Origin of the sequence: Pseudomonas oryzihabitans (assembly GCF_032027545.1) — a bacterium.
Lineage (GTDB): Bacteria > Pseudomonadota > Gammaproteobacteria > Pseudomonadales > Pseudomonadaceae > Chryseomonas > Chryseomonas oryzihabitans_F.
The window spans coordinates 104246-121307 of record NZ_JAVSJB010000016.1 but is presented as its reverse complement, the minus strand read 5'-3'; the positions used below and the strand labels follow the sequence as shown (position 1 = coordinate 121307).

Annotated in this window: 14 protein-coding genes and 1 riboswitch; of the genes, 8 read left to right on the top strand and 6 right to left on the bottom strand. The window is 65.9% G+C overall.

The window, feature by feature from the left end:
- The coding region (locus RND78_RS21520; protein WP_312731978.1) for a calcium-binding protein at positions 1-430 on the top strand (430 nt) is incomplete at its 5' end.
- Positions 431-931: 501 nt separating this feature from the next.
- Here the strand turns inward: RND78_RS21520 and RND78_RS21515 are convergent.
- The 4 genes from RND78_RS21515 to RND78_RS21500 form a co-directional block, all read right to left on the bottom strand.
- Entirely contained in the window at positions 932-1780 is an 849-nt protein-coding gene (locus RND78_RS21515) for an ureidoglycolate lyase (protein ID WP_312731977.1), read from the bottom strand.
- Positions 1781-1804: 24 nt separating this feature from the next.
- The gene (locus RND78_RS21510; RefSeq protein ID WP_312731976.1) at positions 1805-2545 is read right to left on the bottom strand and encodes an SDR family oxidoreductase; all 741 of its coding nucleotides are present in this window, start codon (positions 2543-2545) and stop codon (positions 1805-1807) included.
- Positions 2542-3915: an MFS transporter gene (locus RND78_RS21505; RefSeq protein ID WP_312731974.1), complete on the bottom strand. Its 1374-nt coding sequence runs from the start codon at positions 3913-3915 to the stop codon at positions 2542-2544. The genes RND78_RS21510 and RND78_RS21505 overlap by 4 nt, the downstream gene beginning before the upstream one ends.
- A gap of 165 nt (positions 3916-4080) precedes the next feature.
- Positions 4081-5028 (bottom strand): LysR family transcriptional regulator, encoded by a 948-nt coding sequence (locus RND78_RS21500; RefSeq protein WP_312731973.1) that lies wholly within the window; start codon positions 5026-5028, stop codon positions 4081-4083.
- Positions 5029-5137: 109 nt separating this feature from the next.
- On the opposite strand from RND78_RS21500, the gene RND78_RS21495 reads away from it, so the two are divergent.
- From RND78_RS21495 to waaA, 3 genes are all read left to right on the top strand, one after another.
- Complete coding sequence (locus tag RND78_RS21495) at positions 5138-6319, top strand: fumarylacetoacetate hydrolase family protein (RefSeq protein ID WP_312731972.1); 1182 nt, start codon at positions 5138-5140, stop codon at positions 6317-6319.
- Positions 6320-6351: 32 nt separating this feature from the next.
- Positions 6352-8136, top strand: a complete 1785-nt coding sequence (locus RND78_RS21490) for an IlvD/Edd family dehydratase (RefSeq protein WP_312731971.1) — start codon at positions 6352-6354, stop codon at positions 8134-8136.
- A gap of 190 nt (positions 8137-8326) precedes the next feature.
- A complete protein-coding gene (waaA, locus tag RND78_RS21485; RefSeq protein WP_312731969.1) occupies positions 8327-9592 on the top strand; it encodes a lipid IV(A) 3-deoxy-D-manno-octulosonic acid transferase in 1266 nt (421 codons plus the stop codon).
- Here waaA and RND78_RS21480 read toward each other — a convergent pair.
- On the bottom strand, positions 9538-11034 hold the full coding sequence (locus RND78_RS21480) for a TolC family outer membrane protein (RefSeq protein WP_312731967.1): 1497 nt from the start codon (positions 11032-11034) through the stop codon (positions 9538-9540). The two genes, waaA and RND78_RS21480, sit on opposite strands and share 55 nt — an antisense overlap.
- 109 nt (positions 11035-11143) lie before the next feature.
- A riboswitch (TPP riboswitch) is annotated at positions 11144-11270 on the top strand.
- Positions 11271-11373: 103 nt separating this feature from the next.
- Here RND78_RS21480 and thiC point away from each other — a divergent pair.
- Both thiC and cytX read left to right on the top strand, forming a co-directional pair.
- Complete coding sequence (gene thiC, locus RND78_RS21475; RefSeq protein ID WP_312731966.1) at positions 11374-13251, top strand: phosphomethylpyrimidine synthase ThiC; 1878 nt, start codon at positions 11374-11376, stop codon at positions 13249-13251.
- 215 nt (positions 13252-13466) lie between these two features.
- A complete protein-coding gene (gene cytX / locus RND78_RS21470; RefSeq protein WP_312731965.1) occupies positions 13467-14729 on the top strand; it encodes a putative hydroxymethylpyrimidine transporter CytX in 1263 nt (420 codons plus the stop codon).
- 216 nt (positions 14730-14945) lie between these two features.
- Here cytX and RND78_RS21465 read toward each other — a convergent pair whose 3' ends face one another.
- The gene (locus tag RND78_RS21465; RefSeq protein ID WP_312731964.1) at positions 14946-15695 is read right to left on the bottom strand and encodes an RsiV family protein; all 750 of its coding nucleotides are present in this window, start codon (positions 15693-15695) and stop codon (positions 14946-14948) included.
- Positions 15696-15896: 201 nt separating this feature from the next.
- Between RND78_RS21465 and RND78_RS21460 the strand changes: the two genes are divergently transcribed.
- Entirely contained in the window at positions 15897-16517 is a 621-nt protein-coding gene (locus RND78_RS21460) for an NUDIX domain-containing protein (protein WP_312731963.1), read from the top strand.
- Complete coding sequence (locus RND78_RS21455; protein WP_059230096.1) at positions 16508-16963, top strand: DUF1249 domain-containing protein; 456 nt, start codon at positions 16508-16510, stop codon at positions 16961-16963. The genes RND78_RS21460 and RND78_RS21455 overlap by 10 nt, the downstream gene beginning before the upstream one ends.
- Positions 16964-17062 lie beyond the last annotated feature (99 nt).

Genomic DNA, 17062 nt, shown 5'->3' with positions numbered 1-17062 from the left:
TTACGACATCCTCAACGGGGGAGCCGGTAACGACCAGCTCGATGGTGGCTATGGTAGCGACACGTACCTTGTAGGCCGAGGTATGGGGCGCGATACCATTTCCAACTATGACCCCTTGAGTGGAGTCGATGTGGTTCAGTTCGATTCTTCTGTAAATCTTGAGGATTTGTGGTTCCGGCGTGATGGCTATAACTTGGAGGTGAGTGTCATAGGAGCTGCCGATAAAGCTGTAGTTAACTATTGGTATCTTTCTTCCGAGTATCGCGTGGATCAGTTCAAGACGTCGGATGGGAAGGTATTATTAGAAAGCCAGGTTCAAAATCTGGTTGATAAGATGGCTTCCTTTGGTGTTGATGCTGGTGCGGAAATGAGTTTGAGCCAACAACAAAAATCCGAGTTGAATGTGTTGCTTGCCGCTAACTGGAAGTAAAGGGGGCGGGCCAGGGTTAAACCTGGCCCGCTTTTTATACTCAGAAGAGTATATTTAAATGGCTTTGCAGGCGTGCAGTTTTAATTTTCTAAATTTTGATTTTTTTGCGATAGTCTGAATCCGCTAATGTAGGTTGCTGGTTAAGGTTCAGGTCGCTTCTACATCAATTAAAGCTTCCAGTTTTTTCGTTGTAGTATCGAATGCGGAATTGCTAGGGCCAGCAGAGCGCTGAAAACAGGCTGGGGCCAAGCACATAGGTACTGTTACAGATATCTCCGGTGAAAGATTGGCATCAGCGCCATTAGCCTAATGGCAGCCACCATGCTATGGATGAGCCAAGTGGTCGGCACCAGGCCCTGACTTGATAACAGTGCACATAAGCAGGAAAGATGTTCGTCTCGCAACCGCCCACAAGTTGGTACTGGCCGGACTGACCGGCATCCTGGCGGCGCTGATGGCCTTGGGGATCGGGCGCCGGCCAGCCCAGGTGGTGGGCGTCGCTCAGTCGGCCTGAACGGTTGGCTGGCGCTGCTCGCCCAGCCCGGTGATGCCCAGGCGCATGGTCTGTCCGGGTTTGAGGAAGACCGGCTGCGGCTTGATGCCCATGCCGACGCCAGGCGGTGTACCGGTGGAGATGACGTCGCCCGGTTGCAGGCTCATGCAGCGGCTGAGGTAGGCGATCAGCTGCGGGATCTTGAAGATCAGGGTGCGGGTGTTGCCGTCCTGGTAGCGCTGGCCGTCCACCTCCAGCCAGAGGTCCAGGGCGTGCGGGTCGGCTATCTCGTCGCGGGTCACCAGCCAGGGGCCGAGGGGACCGAAGGTGTCGAAGCCCTTGCCCTTGTCCCAGGTGCCGCCGCGTTCGAGTTGCCATTCGCGCTCGGAGACGTCGTTGATCACGCAGTAGCCCGCCACGTGCTCCAGGGCGTTCGTCTCGTCGATGTAGCGACCGCCCTTGCCGATGACGACGCCCAGCTCGACCTCCCAGTCGGTCTTCTGCGAGCCGCGGGGAATCTCCACCGCATCGTTGGGGCCGCAGATGGCGCTGGTCCACTTGTTGAAGATGATCGGCTCCGTGGGGATGGCCATGCCGGCTTCGGCGGCGTGGTCGGCATAGTTGAGGCCGATGCAGATGAACTTGCCGACGTTACCGACGCAGGGGCCGAGGCGCGGCTCGCCCCCGACGCGCGGCAGGCTGGCCGGATCGAGGCGGGCGAGGCTGGCCAGGGTATCGGCGCCCAAGGTGGAGCCGGTGATGTCGGGGACGTGGTCGGACAGATCGCGCAGGATGCCCTGCTCATCCAGCAGACCGGGTTTTTCCTGGCCCTTTTCGCCATAGCGCAACAGTTTCATCGGGTTCTCCTGTCGGGATAAAAACTAGAGGCTCATACCACCATCGATAACCTGTATGGCGCCCGTCGTATAGAGGGATGCATCGCTGGCCAGATAGAGGGCGAGCCGGGCGATTTCTTCGGCCTGGCCGAAGCGCCCCAGGGGCTGGCGGGCGATGAAGCGCTCCCGAACTACCTCCAGCGGCAGATTTTCGGCCTGGGCTGCAGCGGCGATACGCTGTTGCAGCGAAGGTGAGTCGACCGTGCCGGGGCAGATGGCGTTGCAGCGGATGCCCTGGCGGACGTGATCGATGGCGACGGCCTTGGTCAGGCCGATCACCGCGGCCTTGCTGGCCGTGTAGGCCAGCCGATCCGGAACGGCTTTCACACTGGAGGCCACGGACGCCATGTTGATGATGGAGCCACCGCCGCGCTCGATCATCGCCGGCAGGAAGGCCCGGATGAGGCGGTACATGGCGGTGACGTTGATATCGAACGAACGCTGCCAGGCGCTCTCGTCGCAGTCCAGGATGGTGCCGCTATGGACGTAGCCGGCGCAGTTGAAGAGGACGTCGATACCGTCCAGCGAAGCCGCCAACTCATCGATGGCCGCCGCCGAGGTGACGTCCAGTTCGCGTGGCTCGACGCCGGGCACATCGTGCAGGGCATCCAGGCGGATATCCGTGGCGATGACCTCGGCACCGGCCTCGACGAAGAGGCGCGCGCTGGCCAGGCCGATGCCCTGGCCAGCAGCGGTGATCAGCGCTCGCTTGCCGTCGAGTCTCATGCGGCCTCCGGCGCCAGGGTCGGTTGGCGAACCTGGCGGGACGACGCCTGCAGCATCGAACGCGGAATCGCCAGGATCAGCAGGCCGCTGACGAACAGGCAGGCACCGAGCACATAGGTGCCGTTGTTGATGTCGCCGGTAAGGGTTTCCATGGTCGCGGTGATCATGGAACCGGTGAAGCCGGAGAGGTTGCCGATGGCGTTGATCATGCCGATGCCCGCCGCCGCCGCGACCCCGGAGAGCAGGGTGCCGGGCAGCGACCAGAAGATCGGCATCAGCGCCAGCAGCCCCGAGGCGGCCACGGTGAGGAAGAAGATCGACAGCGCGATGTTGTGGATGAACCAGGCACTCAGCACCAGGCCCAGGGCGCCGACGAAGGCCGGTACCGCGGCGTGCAGCCGCTGCTCTCCGGTCCGCGCCGAATGGCGGGCGTTGAGCAGCATGACCACCAGGGCGACGCTGTAGGGGATGGCGGTGAGCAGGCCGATCTGCAGGCTGCCGCTGATGCCGGCGTGCTTGATGATCGAGGGCATCCAGAAGGCCAGGCCGTAGAACCCGGTGTTGAAGGTCAGCAGGATGAACACCAGCAGCCAGACCCGCGGATTGAAGAACACCTCACCGAGGCGCGAGGCCTTGCCGGTGTTGTGCTGATCCAGGTTGCGCTTGAGCAGGGCCTTTTCCCGGGCGTCCAGCCAGGGTGCCTTGTCGATGTTGTCGCTCAGGCAGCAGAACACCACCACTGCCATGATGAGCGAAGGTACCCCTTCCACCAGCAGCATCCACTGCCAGCCGGCCAGGCCGTGCCAGTTGTGCAGGCTGCTCATCAGCCAGCCGGAGAGCACGCCACCGAAGCTCAGGCTGAAGGGCAGGGCGATGAGAAAGCCCGACATCACCCGGCTCTGCCGCCGGGTCGGGAACCAGTAGTTGAGATAGAGGATCACGCCGGGAAAGAAGCCTGCCTCGCAGACGCCCAGCAGGAAGCGCAGGACGTAGAACAGCGTGCTCGACTGCAGGCCGAAGAACTGCGCCAGCGGCTGGGTGAAGGCCACCGCCATGGAGATGATCGCCCAGGTCAGCATGATGCGGGCGATCCAGAAGCGCGCGCCGTAGCGGTGCAGCAACAGGTTGCTGGGGACTTCGAAGAGGAAGTAGCCCCAGAAGAACATGCTGGCGCCGAGGGCGTAGACGGTGTTGCTGAAGCCGAGGTCGCCCAGCATGTCCAGCTTGGCGAAGCCGACGTTGACCCTGTCCAGGTAGGCGGCGATGTAGCACAGCAGCAGGATCGGCAGGATGCGCAGCACCACCTTGCGATAGGTGCGTTCTTCGAAGGCGTCGCCAGCGGCGCCCTGGGGAGCGGTGGTTTCGAACATGGGAATGACCTTCGGGGCCTTGGGGCCCGTTGTTGTTATTGAAGAGGTCGAAGGCGGCCGGGGATGCAGGTGGCCGTCTGAAGCGCCAGGCCACTCTAGGAGGACGAGCGATTCTTTCCCAATGGCATTTGCGGATCATTCGATAACAGAGTGTTATCGAACTGTCTAGTTCGAGGCTTCGTCACGTCCGGCATGGGCGAGCAGGATGGCGGCGAATTCCCGCGCGGCCTCGCCCAAAGGTTCGTCCTTGCGGGTGAGGATGCCGTAGTCCTGGGCCGGGAGGTGCAGGGGCAGCTCCAGGATGCTCAGGGCGCCGCTGGCCAGATAGGGCTCCACCATGGCCTCGGGCAGCATGCCGATCATGGGGCCGGCGTGCAGTACCTGGAGAAAGGTCTGCATGGAGATAGTGTCGATGGTGTTGCTCGGCACCGGCAGGCCGGCGGCGGCGAAGGCCTGCTCCATGCGGCCGCGGATGGGGGTGCCCCTGGGATAGAGGATCCAGGGCCAGGCCAGCACCTGGTCGAGCGCTACCGGGCCGCTGCCCGCCAGCGGATGGTGCTCGTTGACCACGAAGCGGAAGGGCTCGGGTGCCAGCGGGCGGAAGTCGAAGCGCTGGGCCTGGGCGTCGTCGGTGAAGCGGGCCACCGCCAGGTGCAGCAGCTTGTCGTCGAGCATCTCCATCAGGTGATCGCTGGTCTGCTCCACCACCTCGATGGCCAGCAGCGGCCAGCGCTGCTTGATCGCGACGATGGCCTGCGGCAGGGCCACGGCGGTGGCGGCGAAGATGCCGCCGACCTTGAGCTGCCCGTGGCCGCCGCGTCTCAGGCTGTCGATCTGCTCGGCGAAGTCGCGGGCCTCGTTGAGCGCCACCCGGGCATAGCGCAGCACGTGTTCGCCCAGCGCCGTGGGCGGCATGGCGCGCGGCAGGCGCTCGAACAGCGCGAAGCCCAGCAGGTGCTCGATCTCCTTGAGCATCTTGCTGATGGCCGGCTGGCTGAGATTCATCTGCTGCGCGGCCAGGTGCATGTTGCGGGTGCGCCCCAGAGTGTCGATCAGCAGCAGGTGGCGGAACTTGAGCCAGTGGCAGATCTGGCTGAACGATGGCTCGGACATGAATGCCTTCCTGCGTGATAAACAGCGGTTATCGAATGATGAGATAAGCCCATTTGAGTTTATCAGTCCGGCTGCCTAGCGTGGACCCATCCCTCCCGGAGTCCTGTCCATGTCCTCTCGTCTCACACCCGCCAACACCCTTCCCACCGACGGCTTGGCCGGCACCTTGGTAGGTCGCGCCTGGGTGCCGGGCACCCAGGCCGGTCCTTCGCCCGTGGTGCTGCGTGAGGATGGCGTCTTCGATGTCTCGACACGCTTCGCCACGCTGAGCGCCCTGTTCGAGGAAGAGGCGCCGCTGCAGGCCCTGCGCGATACCCCCGGGCGCTACCTCGGCAGCGTGGAGGAACTGCTGGCCAACAGCGGCGAACAGGCCGATCCGGGCCGCCTGTACCTGCTGCCGCCGGCCGATCTGCAGGTGATCAAGGCCGCCGGGGTGACCTTTGCCGCCAGCATGCTGGAACGGGTGATCGAAGAGCAGGCCGGCGGCGATGCCGGGCGCGCCGTGGCCATCCGCGAGCAGGTGCAGGCGGTGATCGGCGCGGATCTGCAGGGCCTGGAGCCGGGCAGTCCGCGCGCCCAGGCGCTCAAGGCGCTGCTGATCGAGAAGGGCATGTGGTCGCAATACCTGGAGGTGGGCATCGGGCCGGACGCCGAGATCTTCACCAAGGCGCCGGTGCTGGCCGCAGTCGGCAGCGGCAGCGCCATCGGCATCCATCCCGTCTCCCAGTGGAACAATCCCGAACCCGAGGTGGTGCTGGTGGCGGACAGCCGCGGCCGCCTGCATGGCGCCACCCTGGGCAATGACGTCAACCTGCGCGACATCGAGGGCCGCAGCGCCCTGTTGCTGAGCAAGGCCAAGGACAACAACGCCTCCTGCGCCCTGGGGCCCTTCATCCGCCTATTCGACGAGACCTTCGATCTCGATCGGGTCCGCCAGTGCGTGGTGACTCTGGAGGTGCGGGGCGAGGACGGCTTTCACCTCAACGGCAGTAGCTCCATGGCGCAGATCAGCCGAGATCCCACGGACCTGGTGGCCCAGACCCTCAATGCCAATCACCAGTATCCCGACGGCTTCCTGCTGTTCCTCGGCACCCTGTTCGCCCCGACCCAGGACCGGGACGCCCCCGGCGGCGGCTTCACCCACAAGGTGGGTGACGTGGTGAGCATCGCCAGCCCGCAGCTGGGAACCCTGCACAATAGGGTGACCACCAGCGACCAGGCCCCGGCCTGGCGCTTCGGCCTCGGTGCCCTGATGCACAACCTGGCCGCCCGCGGCCTGCTGGGCCGCTAACCGCTCTTCACCCATAACAACTAGAGATAGCCATGACTTCCGCCAAACGCCCGCTGCGCAGCCAGCAATGGTTCGACGATCCTGCCCACGCCGACATGACCGCGCTCTATGTCGAGCGCTACATGAACTACGGCCTGACCCGCGACGAACTCCAGTCCGGTCGTCCCATCATCGGCATAGCCCAGACCGACAGCGATCTCACCCCCTGCAATCGCCACCACCTGGAGCTGGCCCAGCGGGTCAAGGCCGGCATCCGCGACGCCGGCGGCATTCCCATGGAATTCCCGGTGCACCCCATCGCCGAGCAGAGTCGCCGCCCCACCGCGGCCCTGGATCGCAACCTGGCTTATCTCGGCCTGGTGGAGATCCTGCATGGCTTCCCGCTGGATGGCGTGGTGCTCACCACCGGCTGCGACAAGACCACCCCGGCCTGCCTGATGGCCGCAGCCACCACCGACCTGCCGGCCATCGTGCTGTCCGGCGGACCCATGCTCGACGGGCATTTCAAGGGCGAGCTGATCGGCTCCGGCACTGTGCTCTGGCACGCGCGCAACCTGCTGGCGACCGGCGAGATCGACTACGAGGGCTTCATGGCCCTGACCACCGCCGCCTCGCCCTCGGTGGGCCACTGCAACACCATGGGCACGGCCCTGTCGATGAATGCCCTGGCCGAGACCCTGGGCATGTCGCTGCCCGGTTGCGCCAGCATCCCCGCGCCCTATCGCGAGCGTGGCCAGATGGCCTATGCCACCGGCAAGCGCATCTGTCAGCTGGTGCTGGACGACGTCCGCCCCTCGCAGATCATGACCCGCGCGGCCTTCGAGAACGCCATCGCGGTGGCCTCGGCCCTGGGCGCTTCCAGCAACTGTCCGCCGCACCTGATCGCCATCGCCCGGCACATGGGCATCGAGCTGTCGCTGGACGACTGGCAGCGCCTGGGCGAGGACATCCCGCTACTGGCCAACTGCATGCCGGCCGGCAAGTACCTGGGCGAGGGCTTCCATCGCGCTGGCGGGGTGCCAGCGGTGCTCCACGAACTGCTCAAGGCGGGGCGCCTGCACGGCGATTGCCTGACGGTATCCGGGCGCACCATCGGTGCCATCGCCGAAGGTGCGGCCAGCACAGATCCCGCGGTGATCCAGCCCTACGAAGCGCCGCTCAAGCACCGCGCCGGCTTCATCGTGCTCAGCGGCAACTTCTTCGACAGCGCCATCATGAAGATGTCGGTGGTGGGCGAGGCGTTTCGCCAGACCTACCTGGCCGAACCGGGCAAGGAAAACAGCTTCGAGGCGCGGGCCATCGTCTTCGAGGGTCCGGAGGACTACCACGCGCGCATCGACGACCCGGCCCTGGACATCGACGAGCGCTGCATCCTGGTGATCCGCGGCGCCGGGCCGGTGGGTTATCCGGGCAGCGCCGAGGTGGTCAACATGGCCCCGCCGGCGGCGCTGATCAAGAAGGGCATCGACTCCCTGCCGTGCCTGGGCGACGGTCGTCAGAGCGGTACCTCGGCCAGTCCGTCGATCCTCAACATGTCGCCGGAAGCGGCGGTGGGCGGTGGCCTGGCACTGCTCAAGACCAACGACCGGTTGCGCGTGGACCTCAATGCCCGCACCGTCGATGTGCTGCTGGATGATGCCGAACTGGAGCGCCGTCGCGCTGAATGGACGCCCAATCTGCCGCCGGCCCAGACCCCCTGGCAGGAGCTCTATCGGCAACTGGTGGGCCAGCTTTCCACCGGCGGCTGCCTGGAACCGGCGACCCTGCATCTCAAGGTGATCGCCCGCGAAGGCGGGGTGCCGCGGCATTCGCATTGAGAGTCTGTTCAAAGGTTCGTGAGCTAGAGCCAAACAAGGCGAAAATGTTTGAGGACGCGGAGTTTACGAGTAGTAAATGAGCATTCCGAAAGCATTTTCAACGCCGTTTGGCCGACGCGCAGCAGCCTTTGGATAGGCTCGGAGGTGTAGGGCTCGCACTGGCGGCACCGCTTCATTAAGCTCTGCCGCCATGAACCGTACCCTCTATAGCCTGATCTTCACCCTGGCCTTGCCCGTCATCCTGCTGCGCCTGCTGTGGCGCGGCCGCAAGGCGCCCGCCTATCGGCAACGCATCGGTGAGCGCCTGGCGCTGGGCTTGCCAAAGGTGCCGCCCGGCGGCATCTGGGTGCATGCGGTGTCGGTGGGGGAGAGCATCGCCGCCGCGCCGGTGATCCGTGCCCTGCGCCAGCGCCATCCCGGACTGCCGATCATCGTGACCTGCATGACGCCCACCGGCTCGGAGCGCATCCGCGCCCTGTTCGGTGATGACGTCCAGCATTGCTATCTGCCCTACGACCTGCCTTGGCTGGCCGGGCGCTTCCTCGACCGGCTGCGGCCCAGCCTGGGGGTGGTGATGGAGACCGAACTCTGGCCCAACCTCATCCACCAGGCGGCGCGCCGCGGTATTCCCATCGCCCTGGCCAATGGTCGGCTGTCCGAACGTTCCGCTCGCGGCTACGGAAAACTGGGCGGAGTGACCGGGCCGATGCTGGCGGAGCTGGCCTGGCTCGCCGTGCAGACGCCAGTGGAAGCCGAGCGCTTCCGTACCCTTGGCGCTCGCGCCGAACGGGTCACGGTGACCGGCTCCATCAAGTTCGACCTGCGCATCGATCCCGAGCTGCCGGCCCGCGCCGCCGCCTTGCGGCAGGGCTGGGGCAACCGAGCGGTATGGATCGCTGCCAGTACCCATGCCGGTGAAGATGGAATCCTGCTCCAGGCCCAGCGCCAACTGCTGGCCACCCGGCCCGATGCCCTGTTGATCCTGGTGCCACGTCATCCCGAGCGCTTCCCCGAGGTGTTGGCCGAGGTACGTCGCGAAGGCTTCAGCGTGGTGCAGCGCTCGACGGGGGAGGCGGTGCAGCCGCAGACCCAGGTACTGCTGGGCGACACCATGGGCGAGTTGCTGTTTCTCTATGCCCTGGCCGACGTCGCCTTCGTCGGGGGTAGCCTGATCGAGCGCGGCGGCCATAATCCGCTGGAGCCGGCGGCCCTGGGCCTGCCGGTGCTCAGCGGCCCGCACGTGTTCAACTTCCTCGACATCGTCGCCCAGTTGCGCGAGGCCGGAGCCCTGGAAACGGTGGCGGAAGCCCCGGCCATCGCCGCGGCCGTGAGCCGGCTCTGGGCCGAGCCGGCGGAAGCCGAGCGGCGCCGTCAGGCGGGTCTGGCGGTATTGGCCGCCAATCAGGGCGCGCTGGAGCGGTTGCTCTCCGGACTGGATAAATTGCTCACGCCCTGAGCGGAGCGCGTCGGCAGCACGTCGGCGCGGGTCTTGGCCAGGTCCGGCGGCAGGAAGTCGCGATCCGGGTCGTAGTGGGGATCGAGATAGCCGGACAGCGCCAGCAGGTCGTTGGGCGCCAGGGTGCCGGCCGCCTGCTTGAGTCTCAGGGTATCCAGGATGTAGTTGTAGCGGGCGTCGTTGTACTGGCGCACGGCGTTGTACAGCAGCCGCTGGGCGTCGAGCACGTCGACGATGGTGCGGCTGCCCACTTGGTAGGCGATCTCGGTGGCGCGCAGGGCGCGCTGGCTGGAGGCGATGGACAGCCGCCGGGCGCGCACCTGCTCGATGTCGGTGTTGATCGCGCGGTGGGCGTTGCGGGTGTTCTGCACCACCTGGCGGCGCAGGCTTTCCTGGCGCTGCTCGCTCTGGTCCAGTTGCTGATAGGCCTGGCGTGCCTGGGAGCTGGTGGCGCCGCCGCTGTACAGCGGCACCTCGACCTGGATGCCGATGCTGCGGCTGTTGACCGGGCTGCCGAACAGGGACAGCTGCTCGGCGTTGGGCAGATTCACCGCGTCGTTGTCGCTGTGGCTGTAGCGCGCCACCGCGTCCACCGTCGGCAGGTGCCCGGCGCGGCGCTGGCGCAAGGTCTCCTGGGCGGCGTTGACGCCCTGGCCGGCGGCCAGCAGCTGCAGGTTCTGGCGCATGGCGGTGTCCACCCACAGGCGAGCATCGTTGGGTTGCGGCGGCAGGATCGGCAGGTCGTGGCGAATGCCGGCGATGCTGCCGTAGTCACGATCGGTCAGCCGGGTCAGGGCCTGGAAGGCATCGGCCACCTGCTGCTCGCTCTGCGAACGGTTGGCCTGGGCGTTGTCGAAGCTGGCCTGGGCCTGGAGCACGTCGGTGTCGTCGGTCAGGCCGACCTTGTAGCGCTCGCGGGACTGGTCCAGCTGGCGGTACAGCGCCTTTTCCTCAGCACGGGCGGTGGCCAGGGCGTCCTGGGCGCGCAGGGCGCTGAAATAGCCCTCGGCGGTCTGCAGGATGAGTTGCTGCTGGGCAGCCGAGAACTGCAGTTCGGCCTGCTCGGTGGCGGCCTGGGCGGCCTTGAGCTGGAACCAGCGGTCGGCGCGGAACAGCGGCTGGCTGAGGGTGGCCTGGATCAACTGGCTGCTGCGATCGCTGCTGTAGCGACCACCCTCGACGCCCAGCGCCGGATTGTCCTTGAGCTGGAGGCTGGTGTGAGTGTCGTTGAACTGGGCACCGAGGCCGAGTTGCGGTAGCAGGCCGGCCCGCGCCTGGGGCACCGCCTCGCGCTGGGCACCGAGCCCGGCGCGCTCGGCGGCCAGGTCGGCGTTGTTGTCCAGCGCCTCGCGATAGACGTCGAGCAGGCCACTGCCGGCCACCTGGGCCTGGGCCAGGCCGGCCGTGGTGCAGAGCGCCGCGAGCAGCAGGAATCTTCGCATTCTTGGAGCCTTCCTTGAGGGACCGCGCCAGTGTAGTGGCTTCGTCCGAATCCGCCATAGGAGAGGAAATAGCGGTCGAAGTTTCTGCCAGTCTGGGTTTACACTGGGCGCGTTCTTGTCGGGGTGCGCTACGAGGCGCTGAGATCGGGTAGTCCCGGATCCCGTTGAACCTGATCAGGCTAGGCGCGCCGCATGGCGGTGCGTCAACCTGCGTAGGGAACAAGAGGGCGTCCGCAGTCTCATTCCGTGGTCGCCATCCGTCCGGGCTTGCCTCTTCTTGCGTGCCCACCCCTTCGTCCAGGTTCTTCCCTCGGCAACGCGCCCACCAGGAGAGCCTCGATGAACAAGCAGAACAACGTCACCGACTTCACCCGCGTCGACCGCCAGTCCACCCAGCCGCTGCCCAACTCGCGCAAGGTCTACCTGACCGGCTCGCGTCCCGACATCCGCGTGCCAGTGCGGGAAATCTCCCTCGCCGACACCCCCACCGCCTTCGGTGGCGAAGCGAACGCCCCGGTGTGCGTCTACGACACCTCCGGTCCCTACACCGATCCGGCGGTGCGCATCGACCTGCGCAAGGGCCTGCCGGACGTACGCTCGCGCTGGATCGAAGAGCGTGGTGATACCGAGCTGCTGGCCGGGCTGACCTCCGAATTCGGCCAGGCACGCCTCGCCGATCCAAGCCTCGCCGCCCTGAGATTCGACCTGGCGCGCCAGCCGCGCCGGGCCAAGGCCGGGCGCAACGTCTCCCAGATGCACTATGCCCGCCAGGGTATCGTCACCCCGGAGATGGAATACATCGCCATCCGCGAGAACATGAAGCTCCAGGAGGCCCGCGCCGCCGGTCTGCTCGGCAACCAGCACCGCGGCCAGAGTTTCGGCGCCAGCATTCCCCAGGAAATCACGCCGGAGTTCGTTCGCGACGAAGTGGCTCGCGGCCGTGCCATCATCCCCGCCAACATCAACCACCTGGAGCTGGAGCCGATGATCATCGGCCGCAACTTCCTGGTGAAGATCAACGGCAACATCGGCAACAGCGCCCTGGGTTCCTCCATCGAGGAAGAGGTGGAGAAGCTGACCTGGGGCATCCGCTGGGGCGCCGACACCGTGATGGACCTGTCCACCGGCAAGCACATCCACGAGACCCGCGAGTGGATCATCCGCAACTCGCCGGTCCCCATCGGTACCGTGCCCATCTACCAGGCCCTGGAAAAGGTCGGCGGCGTCGCCGAGGAACTGACCTGGGAGCTGTTCCGCGACACCCTCATCGAGCAGGCGGAGCAGGGCGTGGACTATTTCACCATCCACGCCGGGGTGCGCCTGCACTACGTGCCCCTGACCGCCAAGCGCGTCACCGGCATCGTCTCCCGCGGCGGTTCCATCATGGCCAAGTGGTGCCTGGCGCACCATCAGGAAAACTTCCTCTACACCCACTTCGAAGACATCTGCGAGATCATGCAGGCCTACGACGTGAGCTTCTCCCTGGGTGACGGCCTGCGTCCGGGCTCCATCGCCGATGCCAACGACGCCGCCCAGTTCGGCGAACTGGAAACCCTCGGCGAGCTGACCAAGATCGCCTGGAAGCACGACGTCCAGACCATGATCGAAGGCCCGGGCCACGTGCCCATGCAGCTGATCAAGGAGAACATGGACAAGCAGCTGGAGTGCTGCGACGAGGCGCCGTTCTACACCCTCGGCCCGCTGACCACCGACATCGCCCCCGGCTACGACCACATCACCAGCGGCATCGGCGCCGCCATGATCGGCTGGTTCGGCTGCGCCATGCTCTGCTACGTGACGCCCAAGGAGCACCTGGGCCTGCCCAACAAGGACGACGTCAAGACCGGCATCATCACCTACAAGATCGCCGCCCATGCCGCTGACCTGGCCAAGGGGCATCCCGGCGCCCAGATCCGCGACAATGCCCTGTCCAAGGCGCGCTTCGAATTCCGCTGGGAAGACCAGTTCAACCTGGGCCTGGACCCGGACACCGCACGTGCCTTCCACGACGAGACCCTGCCCAAGGACTCGGCCAAGGTGGCGCACTTCTGCTCCATGTGCGGGCCCAAGTTCTGCTCCATGAAGATCACCCAGGAAGTCCGCGACTACGCCAAGGAAAACGGCCTGACCGACGAGCAGAAGGCCATCGAGGCCGGCTTCCAGGAACAGGCTGCGCGCTTCAAGGACGAAGGCGGGGTGATCTACAAACAGGTCTGACGCTGCTTGGCTGGGCTGAGCCAGGCCCAGCCGCGTCCCGTGTCATCGGACGCTCGTTAAGGCATTGGCGGGCTTCAAGGATGAAGCCGCTGGTTGTTTCCTAGGCAGGGCTGGGCGCAGCCTGACAGGCCCCCTCGAGCCCGAGGTAGCAGGCTTGAGGGGGCTGTTTCGCGCCGACCTGTATTTTTCCTAATCCCTCTTTCACGAGATTCATCATGGCTCAGGCCCCCGGCCTCTATACCCCCACCATCCCCGTTCCGGCGGACCGCCGCGTCCTCGGCGGGCGCGATCTCTTCACCCTCTGGTTCTCCCTCGGCATCGGCCTGATGGTGGCCCAGGCCGGTGCCTTGTTGGCGCCCGGGCTGGGTCTGGCCGATGGCCTGCTGGTGCTGGTGCTCGGCACCCTCGTCGGGGTGCTGCTGCTGGCCGCTGCCGGCCTGGTGGGCAGTGACACTGGTCTCGCCGGCATGACCGCCCTGGGGCAGAGCCTCGGCCAGCGCGGCGCGCTGTTGCCGGCGGTGCTCAACATCACCCAACTGATCGGCTGGGGTGCCTTCGAACTGGTGGTGATGCGCGAGGCGGCCAGCGTATTGCTGGGCAGCTGGGGCCTGCAGGGCTGGGCCTCGCCGGTGCTCTGGACCCTGGTCTTCGGTGCCCTGGCCACGGCCCTGGCGGTGGCCGGTCCCTTGACCTTCGTGCGCCGTTTTCTCAGCCGCTGGGGCATCTGGCTGTTGCTCGGCGCCTGCACCTGGCTGACCCTGGATCTCTTCCTGCGCGCCGATCTGGCCACACTCTGGCAGAGACCCGGTGACGGTTCCCTGACCCAGGCGCTGGGCTTCGACCTGGTGGTGGCCATGCCACTGTCCTGGTTGCCGGTGATCGCCGACTACACCCGCTTCGCCCGCACCGGCCGCAGCGCCGGGCGCGGTGTCATGCTGGGCTACTTTTGCGGCAACCTCTGGTTGATGGGCCTGGGCTTCGCCTACACCCTGGCTTTCGCCAGCGGCGGCGAGGCAGACGCCCTGCTGCGCGCCCTGGCGGTGGCCGGCCTGGGTCTGCCACTGCTGTTGATCCTGCTGGACGAGTCGGAAAACGCCTTCGCTGCCTACCATTCGGCTGCGGTGGCCACGGGATTCCTCGCCCAGGTGAAGATCTGGCAGCTGACCCTGGCCATCGGCATTCTTTGTACCCTCTTGGCGCTGCTGGTGCCCCTGGCGCAGTACGAACATTTCCTGCTGCTGATCGGTTCGGTATTCGCTCCGTTGTTCGGCGTGGTGCTGGTGGATCACTTCCTGCTGCGCCGCCGCAGGGCCCCGGAGCAGGTGAAGGCGCTGCGCCTGGAATCCCTGATCGCCTGGGCGCTGGGCGTGGCCGTCTACCACCTGCTGCCGACGCTGCTCCCGGCCTGGGGCGCGACCCTGCCGGCCATCCTGGTGGCCGGCACGGCGCAGGCGGCGTTGGGGTTGAAGCGGGCGTGAGCCCGTAGCGTGGAAAACCGCCAGGCGTTTTCCACACGGGTGTCGAGCCCGCGTGGATGAGGCTGCGCCGTCATCCACCCTACTACTTGTCGCGGCCATGGGCCGCTCCTACGACGTGCAGCGAGACGCCAGTAGGAGCGGCCCATGGCCGCGATTGCAGTCAGGTGCCGGCAAGCTGTCCGAGCCGTCGCCGATCACGACCATCAAGGTCCGCTGTTACGGCTGCCGCGCCTTGCCGCGCCCGGGAAAGTAGTCCGGTTTGAGAATGCCATTGAGCTTAGGATAGGGGATCTTCAGCTCCGGATGGCCCATGGCGTAGGGCGCGATGCTGCCGATGTCGTACTTCAGCGTCAGGGCGCCGAAGTCCAGGGCCACGTTGTTGGTCTTGAGGAAGGGCCACTGCTGGCGGAACTCGGCGTCGCCGACGTTGTTGCTGAGCATCCAGGCCTCGCGTGACAGCTGCGCCAGCCGCCAGAACTCGGCTTCCTGCCCGGGGACCAGCATGTCGCCCAGGGTGATCTGCCGATTCAGATGGCGATCCCAGGTGACGAAATCGCGCCCGGCCAGGCCATGGGCGCCGCCATTGGCCAGGTAGCTGGAGAACTCGATGATCACCAGACCGTCATGCTGTTCGCGCACCTTGGCCTGCAGGTAGCTGCTCCAGCGCGGCTGGGCCTTACTGAGAAAATCACGCTCATAGCTCGCCAGGGAGGCGGGGATGGGCGCACCCGGCTCGGCCCGGGCCAGGCCCAGCAGGTGGCGCTGCACCAGGGCGTCCAGCGCCGGTTCGCCGAATTCCACGTAGTCGATGTTGACCAGTGGGCATTCGTCACCCTGGCAGCCGGCAGGCCGATGCTCCCAGGCCTGGTGGCGCGGGGTGAGGGGTTTGTCGAGGTTCGGACCGAAGGCACTTTGGCAACCACCGAGCAGCAGGCCGGCGAGCAGGAGGAGCGGGCGGATACGCATGGGATTCCTTTTCGTTGAAACCTTTTTTGGCGAAACAGGGCGCGACGGCTTTCGAACCCGTCTGGCGCCATAAGTTTGCCAGGACCGGGCGCAGGATTCCCGGCTTGTTGCCCGTTTCGCGACTTGTCCTGCCAGGGGCTGCACGAGTGCAAGCGGCGCGCTAGGATGATCTGATTACCTGTCACCAGCGCTGGAGCGCCCATGAACGAAGCCAACGAGTCCCAGGCGCCCGCCGTCGAAATCCTGAGCCGCGAGGTCTGCTTCCAGGGCTTCTACCGCATGGCCCGTTTCCGGCTGCGTCACCGGCAATTTTCCGGCGGAATGGGGCCCGAACTGGAGCGGGAGGTCTTCGAGCGGCCCGATGCCGTCTGCGTGCTGCCCTACGACGCCGTGCGCGACGAGGTGGTGCTGATCGAGCAGTTTCGCGTCGGCGTCATGGAAAAGACCGCTCATCCCTGGCTGCTTGAGCCGGTGGCAGGCTTGGTGGACAAGCAGGGCGAAGCCGTCGAGGCGGTCGCTCATCGGGAAGCCGAGGAAGAAGCCGGCCTGACCTTGCAATCACTCTGGCCCATCTCCACCTACTTCCCTTCGCCCGGCGGCAGCAACGAGCAGGTCTATCTTTACCTGGGGCGTTGCAGCACTACCCAGGCCGGTGGCGTCCACGGCCTGGAAGAGGAGGGCGAAGACATTCGCGTGCATGTCTGGTCCCTGGACGAGGCACTGGCGGGGGTACGAGACGGTCGAATCAACAACGCGGCGGCGATCATCGCCCTGCAATGGCTGGCGCTCAATCGCGTCGAGGTAAGAGGGTTATGGGGCTGAAACTGCGAGATCGCTACCGGGTTGACCTGCCGGGCCTGCAGGCCACGTGCGAGGCCAACTACGTGCGGCTGATGCGGCTTCTGCCCAAGATGCGCGAGGCCGTGATATCGCGGCGCGTCATGCTGTCGCAAGGCGAGCGCCCGCTGGGGGTGCTGGCGCTGGAGGTCACCGAGGCCTGTCCCTACACGACGGCGCTGCGGGTGCGCCAGGAACTGGGGTTGCCCTGGCTGCCGGTTCCCGAACTCGAAGTACGGGTGTATCACGACGCCCGCATGGCGGAAGTGGTATCGGCCGGCGCCTCCCGGCACCTGCTCGGGCGCTATCCCTATCCGAACCAGGCGATGCACCAGCCGGACGAGAAGAGCCAGCTCAACCTGTTCCTCGGCGAGTGGCTCAGTCACTGCCTCGCCTGCGGCCATGAAGCCGAGCCGATCCTGCAGCGGTGAGCACCAAAGCGCAACGCCGACAGCCGCATCTTCCATCGCAATAACCAAGCTGCGAAAATGTGATCTGTGCACGCAAGTTCCCGGGAACTTTTCTGCACC

Coding starts and splice junctions, on each gene's coding strand:
- RND78_RS21495 (WP_312731972.1), top strand. CDS start 5,138: ATGTCCTCTCGTCTCACACCCGCCAACACCCTTCCCACCGACGGCTTG.
- RND78_RS21490 (WP_312731971.1), top strand. CDS start 6,352: ATGACTTCCGCCAAACGCCCGCTGCGCAGCCAGCAATGGTTCGACGAT.
- RND78_RS21465 (WP_312731964.1), bottom strand. CDS start 15,695: ATGCGTATCCGCCCGCTCCTCCTGCTCGCCGGCCTGCTGCTCGGTGGT.
- RND78_RS21500 (WP_312731973.1), bottom strand. CDS start 5,028: ATGTCCGAGCCATCGTTCAGCCAGATCTGCCACTGGCTCAAGTTCCGC.
- cytX (WP_312731965.1), top strand. CDS start 13,467: ATGGCTCAGGCCCCCGGCCTCTATACCCCCACCATCCCCGTTCCGGCG.
- RND78_RS21505 (WP_312731974.1), bottom strand. CDS start 3,915: ATGTTCGAAACCACCGCTCCCCAGGGCGCCGCTGGCGACGCCTTCGAA.
- thiC (WP_312731966.1), top strand. CDS start 11,374: ATGAACAAGCAGAACAACGTCACCGACTTCACCCGCGTCGACCGCCAG.
- RND78_RS21460 (WP_312731963.1), top strand. CDS start 15,897: ATGAACGAAGCCAACGAGTCCCAGGCGCCCGCCGTCGAAATCCTGAGC.
- RND78_RS21480 (WP_312731967.1), bottom strand. CDS start 11,034: ATGCGAAGATTCCTGCTGCTCGCGGCGCTCTGCACCACGGCCGGCCTG.
- RND78_RS21510 (WP_312731976.1), bottom strand. CDS start 2,545: ATGAGACTCGACGGCAAGCGAGCGCTGATCACCGCTGCTGGCCAGGGC.
- RND78_RS21515 (WP_312731977.1), bottom strand. CDS start 1,780: ATGAAACTGTTGCGCTATGGCGAAAAGGGCCAGGAAAAACCCGGTCTG.
- waaA (WP_312731969.1), top strand. CDS start 8,327: ATGAACCGTACCCTCTATAGCCTGATCTTCACCCTGGCCTTGCCCGTC.
- RND78_RS21455 (WP_059230096.1), top strand. CDS start 16,508: ATGGGGCTGAAACTGCGAGATCGCTACCGGGTTGACCTGCCGGGCCTG.